The following is a 5,197-nucleotide window of genomic DNA, read 5'->3' as shown; positions in this document are numbered from 1 at the left end:
TTTGCCTGGCGGCAGTAGCGCGGTGGTCCCACCTGACCCCATGCCGAACTCAGAAGTGAAACGCCGTAGCGCCGATGGTAGTGTGGGGTCTCCCCATGCGAGAGTAGGGAACTGCCAGGCATCAAATAAGTGGAAAGCCCCGTACGAAAGTGCGGGGCTTTTAGCTATGCGGAATTTAGCTCTGCATGGACTTTGTTTATTGGTCTTTAGGCCCACCCCAACTTATAAAACTCTGCGTATCAGGATATCGGATCGGTTAAACTAAGCACAAATAAGTCACTCATGAGTAATATTGCTATGTCGATTGGCGACACTTCTCTTCAATCCCTGAATACTTTTTCTCTGGCGGCTTATGCTGCTGAAATCACGCATGTCCAGAACACTGAACAACTCATAGCAGCCTGGAAATCAGCGAAGGAAAAGGAGCAGCCTTTTTTACTTTTAGGCGAAGGAAGTAATGTTCTTTTCCTGGAGAATTTTGCAGGGTCAGTAGTGCTGAACCGGATCAAAGGTATTGAGCTGGATGAAAATGCAGAGGAATGGCTGTTGCATGTGGGGGCTGGTGAGAATTGGCATCAATTGGTTTGTTATGCATTAGAGCATGATATTCCGGGTCTGGAAAATCTTGCTTTAATTCCCGGATGCGTAGGTTCTGCTCCTATTCAAAACATAGGTGCATATGGTGTCGAACTGCAGAGTATCTGTGGTTATGTGGATGTTTTGGATTTGCAGAGCGAAAAGGTCATCCGCGTGCAATCCGACGAATGCCAGTTTGGTTATCGCGAGAGTATATTTAAACATTCCTATAAAGAAGGGTATGCCATTATTGCCGTAGGCCTGAAGCTGACAAAACAATGGCAGCCGAAATTGACTTATGGGGAGCTGACTCGCTTAGATCCTGAGACTGTTAGCCCCCGTCAGATCTTTGATTTAGTTTGCGCGATGCGGCAGAGCAAATTACCTGACCCCGCCATTACCGGCAATGCGGGGAGTTTCTACAAGAACCCTGCTGTTGACGCTTCTGTGGCAGAGAAAATCAGCAACGAATATCCTTCTATGCCGTCTTATCCACAAGCTAATGGGCAAATTAAACTTGCTGCCGGATGGTTGATTGAACAGGCTGGTTTGAAAGGTTTTACCGTTGGCGGCGCAGCAGTTCACGATAAACAGGCGTTAGTACTGATTAATAAAGATCATGCGAGCAGCGCTGATGTACGTGCATTGGCTAAATATGTACGTGATGTTGTTGCAGAGAAATTTGGTATCTGGCTTGAACCAGAGGTTCGTTTTATCGCCGCGAAGGGTGAAGTGGACGCCGTGGGTGCGCTGTCATGAAAGATATTACCGTTCCTCTGCAACTGATCTCCATTTTGGCTGATGGTGAATTTCATTCCGGTGAGCAGTTAGGTACAGTCATTGGCATGAGCCGTGCAGCAATTAATAAACACATCCAGACGGTACGTGACTGGGGCGTTGATATATTTACAGTGCCGGGCAAAGGTTATAGCCTGCCATATCCTATCCAACTGCTCGACGAGGAGAAAATCCTCAAGCTGCTTCCGGCGGGTCAGGTCAGAGTTCTGTCCGTTATTGATTCAACCAATCAGTATCTTTTAGACCGAATTGGCGAATTAAGCTCTGGCGACGCATGTGTTGCGGAATATCAGCAGGCCGGCCGGGGACGTCGCGGGCGAAAATGGTTCTCACCTTTTGGCAGTAATCTTTATCTTTCTATGTACTGGAAGCTGGAACAAGGGCCTGCCGCCGCAATGGGGCTAAGCCTGGTTATCGGGATTGTCATGGCTGAGGTGCTTCAGCGCCTTGGAGCTAAAGATGTACGGGTGAAATGGCCAAATGATCTTTATCTTAATGACCGTAAGCTGGCTGGGATACTGGTTGAACTGACAGGTAAAACCGGCGATGCGGCACAGTTGGTTATCGGCGCGGGCATTAACCTCAAAATGCGTGAACCGGCTTCTGACGCCATCACTCAGGGATGGATAAATTTGCAGGAGGCGGGTGTTAATATTGACCGCAATGAACTCACAGCAATGCTGCTGAAAGAGTTAAGGTCAGCATTATTACATTTCGAACAGGAAGGATTAGCACCTTTTATTCCCCGCTGGCGTGGTTTAGATAATTTCCTTGATCGTCAGGTTAAATTACTCATCGGTGACCAGGAAATTCATGGTATCGAGCGCGGGATTGATCCGCAGGGTGCTTTGTTGCTTGAACAGGATGCGGTAGTTAAACCTTATATTGGCGGTGAGATTTCACTGCGCGGTATCTGACTAAAATAAAGGAGAGTATCAGGCTCTCCTTTATTCGTTAACGACAGTAAATTTATTTTCTCAGCCGAACACTTTCAACAGCGTGATTAGCACTTTTCGTCAAGATTAGGCTGGCTCTTTCACGGGTTGGGAGAATATTCTCCTTTAAATTCAAACCGTTAATCTCATTCCATAACTGTGTCGCAATATTCACAGCTTCTTCTTCTGGCAATTTTGCATAATGGTGGAAATAAGAATCTGGGTCTGAGAAAGCGCCTTGACGGAATTTCAAGAAACGATTGATATACCAGCTCTGCAATAAATTTTCAGGTGCGTCAACGTATATAGAGAAATCGACAAAGTCGGAAACAAATACACGATGTGGATCATGAGGATAATCCATGCCACTTTGTAAGACATTCAGCCCTTCAAGGATCAAAATATCTGGCTGCTCAATAACTTTATTGCCATCGGGTATCACATCATAGATCAGATGTGAATAAACTGGCGCGGTAACATGCCGTGCGCCTGACTTAACCTCTGAAACGAAATTCACCAGCTGGTGCATATCGTAAGATTGAGGGAACCCTTTTTTCTTCATGATCCCACGCTCCTGGAGCGTCTTATTGGGATAGAGAAAACCATCTGTGGTGATCAGCTCTACTGAGCGATGCTCTGGCCAACGGCTTAATAATGCCTGGAGGACGCGGGCTGTCGTGCTTTTACCTACCGCTACACTCCCAGCAATTCCAATGATATAAGGAATTTTCTGTCCATCTGTACCGAGGAACTGCTCAAGCACGGCTTGTCGGCGCAGGTTGGAACTGATGTAAAAATTGAGAAGGCGTGAAAGTGGCAGATAGATCTGCGCGACTTCCTCGAGGGATAAATCCTCGTTTATGCCTTTCAGGTTCACCACTTCAGCCTCTTTGAGCGTGAGTGGTACTGAATCACGTAAGGCTGCCCACTGCGTACGATCAAACTGCAGATAAGGAGTTGCCAAAGATGGGTCTCTTTTTTTCATAAGTTAAAGTCTGCCTGTTAGCGCAGGTCAGGAAAGGCGATCACGCCAACTCCAGACAGTAAACCAGCAGCATATTATAGACACCTTAATTTTTGAGGGAGATCTTTTTCTTATAACTTATCGATTTCTTTGATTGAGTTTAAAAATTTTTGAGAAACTTATGCAAGTGAGGAAAGTCTGTGAAAGTGCGATGAAATACTCACCGCACTTTCACAGACTAAAAGAGGGGGTGAGAGGCGCAGGTGAAGGGCGGTAGTTGTTTGTAATAGACTACTTCATTTTTTCTGCTGTAACGGGCTGAGTCTTGCCTGAGTGTCGCACAGCGATAACCCTGAGCCCGATAGAAAGCTTCGGCGTCCGAACCTGACTGCATATCTGAAGACAGAACGGAGCAACGCAGGTTCTGTGCGGTATTTTCCAGTGCACGCATTAACAGACGACCGACGCCGCGTCGTCTCGCACGGGCACAGACCAGCAAAGTACTCACTTCGGCCTGATGAGGTAAATCCGGAGAATGGGCCAGATCGAGCTGAACGGTCCCAATGACACCTTGTTCATCTCTGGCGATCCAAAGCAGTCGCTCATTTTGAGTTAGTGCAGGGCGTAAATCATGAAAAGAGTCTTCCGCCTCTCTTTGTCCGGTGACGTGCGGGAACCCCACGCAAGCGCCTGTACTGTTGGCTTCGATGAGAAGTTGTGCCAGTTCATCTCTATAAACAGGCAATGTTGCGGCGTTGAGCATGACAATTTTCATAGCTGCACTCCTTAAAATAACAAAACAGTGCGTACGCAATGAAGATTGCAAGAATTGCGCCAATATAAATGGCCTTGAAATCAGGTGTAACTGATAAAGAAATGCCTTTTGATGTTCATTTGTGAGGCAAAAGCACATTTTCAGTGCATAAATGAGACGGTTAAGCTCTGCGAAGGATTTATTTCATTAATGAAGTGTAGGAAAGTGGTTCATATCTTGCTCAGACAGGTATGAAGAAGTCGCACTTTTGGATATATTTTCACCCCTTAAACAGCGGAAAAAGGGAAAAAGCTTACTTTTTGAATAAAACATGAGCGATAGTGCAAAACATGCAATTTTTTTGTTGCATACCCCGTAAAGTCTCCATAGAATGCGCAGCACTTGATGCCGGCATAGCTCAGTTGGTAGAGCAACTGACTTGTAATCAGTAGGTCCCGAGTTCGACTCTTGGTGCCGGCACCATTCAAGTACTTAACAATTAGGTGGGGTTCCCGAGCGGCCAAAGGGAGCAGACTGTAAATCTGCCGTCATCGACTTCGAAGGTTCGAATCCTTCCCCCACCACCATACAAGCCTTAGTAATGAGGCAGCTTGAAGTGAAAGAGTCGCTTCAGGTGAAGGTGAGGAATTAAGTGTCTCACGTCCTTTTCCCCGTCTTCAAGTTCTTCAGAACAATCAGGTAGCCGAGTTCCAGGATGCGGGCATCGTATAATGGCTATTACCTCAGCCTTCCAAGCTGATGATGTGGGTTCGATTCCCACTGCCCGCTCCAAGTATGTGCTGATATAGCTCAGTTGGTAGAGCGCACCCTTGGTAAGGGTGAGGTCGGCAGTTCGAATCTGCCTATCAGCACCACTTCCAAATTCTCCCTCCTGATTTTCTTTCTGTAAACTAATTCGTCAAGCAAATGCTTGGTTGATGTGGTGATACCACCGATTTAACCGTGTCTTAGAGGGACAATCGATGTCTAAAGAAAAATTTGAACGTAACAAACCGCACGTTAACGTTGGTACTATCGGCCATGTTGACCACGGTAAAACTACCCTGACTGCAGCAATCACTACCGTTCTGGCTAAAACCTACGGCGGTTCTGCACGCGCATTCGACCAGATCGATAACGCACCAGAAGAAAAAGCTCGTGGTATCACCA

5 protein-coding genes, 4 tRNA genes and 1 rRNA gene are annotated in these 5,197 nt (G+C 46.6%); 8 read left to right on the top strand and 2 right to left on the bottom strand.

The window, feature by feature from the left end; translation table 11 throughout:
- Positions 1-4 precede the first annotated feature (4 nt).
- From rrf to birA, 3 genes are all read left to right on the top strand, one after another.
- Positions 5-120: ribosomal RNA gene (rrf, locus tag LC431_RS26080) — 5S ribosomal RNA — on the top strand.
- Between the two features lie 177 nt (positions 121-297).
- Positions 298-1,335 (top strand): UDP-N-acetylmuramate dehydrogenase, encoded by a 1,038-nt coding sequence (gene murB / locus LC431_RS26075; protein WP_013577419.1) that lies wholly within the window; start codon positions 298-300, stop codon positions 1,333-1,335.
- Positions 1,332-2,291, top strand: coding sequence for a bifunctional biotin--[acetyl-CoA-carboxylase] ligase/biotin operon repressor BirA (birA, locus tag LC431_RS26070; protein WP_013577418.1), 960 nt, complete (start codon positions 1,332-1,334; stop codon positions 2,289-2,291). Before murB ends, birA begins: the two co-directional genes overlap by 4 nt.
- Before the next feature lie 52 nt (positions 2,292-2,343).
- Here birA and coaA read toward each other — a convergent pair whose 3' ends face one another.
- Both coaA and LC431_RS26060 read right to left on the bottom strand, forming a co-directional pair.
- Complete coding sequence (coaA, locus tag LC431_RS26065) at positions 2,344-3,294, bottom strand: type I pantothenate kinase (protein ID WP_013577417.1); 951 nt, start codon at positions 3,292-3,294, stop codon at positions 2,344-2,346.
- A 217-nt stretch (positions 3,295-3,511) separates the two neighbouring features.
- Positions 3,512-4,048 (bottom strand): GNAT family N-acetyltransferase, encoded by a 537-nt coding sequence (locus tag LC431_RS26060; protein WP_013577416.1) that lies wholly within the window; start codon positions 4,046-4,048, stop codon positions 3,512-3,514.
- Positions 4,049-4,434: 386 nt separating this feature from the next.
- On the opposite strand from LC431_RS26060, the gene LC431_RS26055 reads away from it, so the two are divergent.
- From LC431_RS26055 to LC431_RS26035, 5 genes are all read left to right on the top strand, one after another.
- Positions 4,435-4,510: transfer RNA gene (locus LC431_RS26055), tRNA-Thr, on the top strand.
- 19 nt (positions 4,511-4,529) lie between these two features.
- Positions 4,530-4,614: transfer RNA gene (locus tag LC431_RS26050), tRNA-Tyr, on the top strand.
- Positions 4,615-4,744: 130 nt separating this feature from the next.
- A tRNA-Gly gene (locus tag LC431_RS26045) sits at positions 4,745-4,819 on the top strand.
- A gap of 7 nt (positions 4,820-4,826) precedes the next feature.
- Positions 4,827-4,902: transfer RNA gene (locus LC431_RS26040), tRNA-Thr, on the top strand.
- 108 nt (positions 4,903-5,010) lie between these two features.
- Positions 5,011-5,197: GTP-binding protein (locus tag LC431_RS26035; protein WP_238483025.1), on the top strand; the 187-nt coding region annotated here is incomplete at its 3' end.

Origin of the sequence: Rahnella sp. GSA61A, from assembly GCF_019969905.1 — a bacterium.
GTDB classification, from domain to species: Bacteria; Pseudomonadota; Gammaproteobacteria; order Enterobacterales; family Enterobacteriaceae; genus Rahnella; species Rahnella aceris.
This window is presented reverse-complemented; position numbering and strand designations above follow the sequence as displayed.

Bases quoted from the DNA above. Each gene is read 5' to 3' on its own strand.
- murB (WP_013577419.1), top strand. From the start codon at position 298: ATGTCGATTGGCGACACTTCTCTTCAATCCCTGAATACTTTTTCTCTG.
- coaA (WP_013577417.1), bottom strand. From the start codon at position 3,294: ATGAAAAAAAGAGACCCATCTTTGGCAACTCCTTATCTGCAGTTTGAT.
- LC431_RS26060 (WP_013577416.1), bottom strand. From the start codon at position 4,048: ATGAAAATTGTCATGCTCAACGCCGCAACATTGCCTGTTTATAGAGAT.
- birA (WP_013577418.1), top strand. From the start codon at position 1,332: ATGAAAGATATTACCGTTCCTCTGCAACTGATCTCCATTTTGGCTGAT.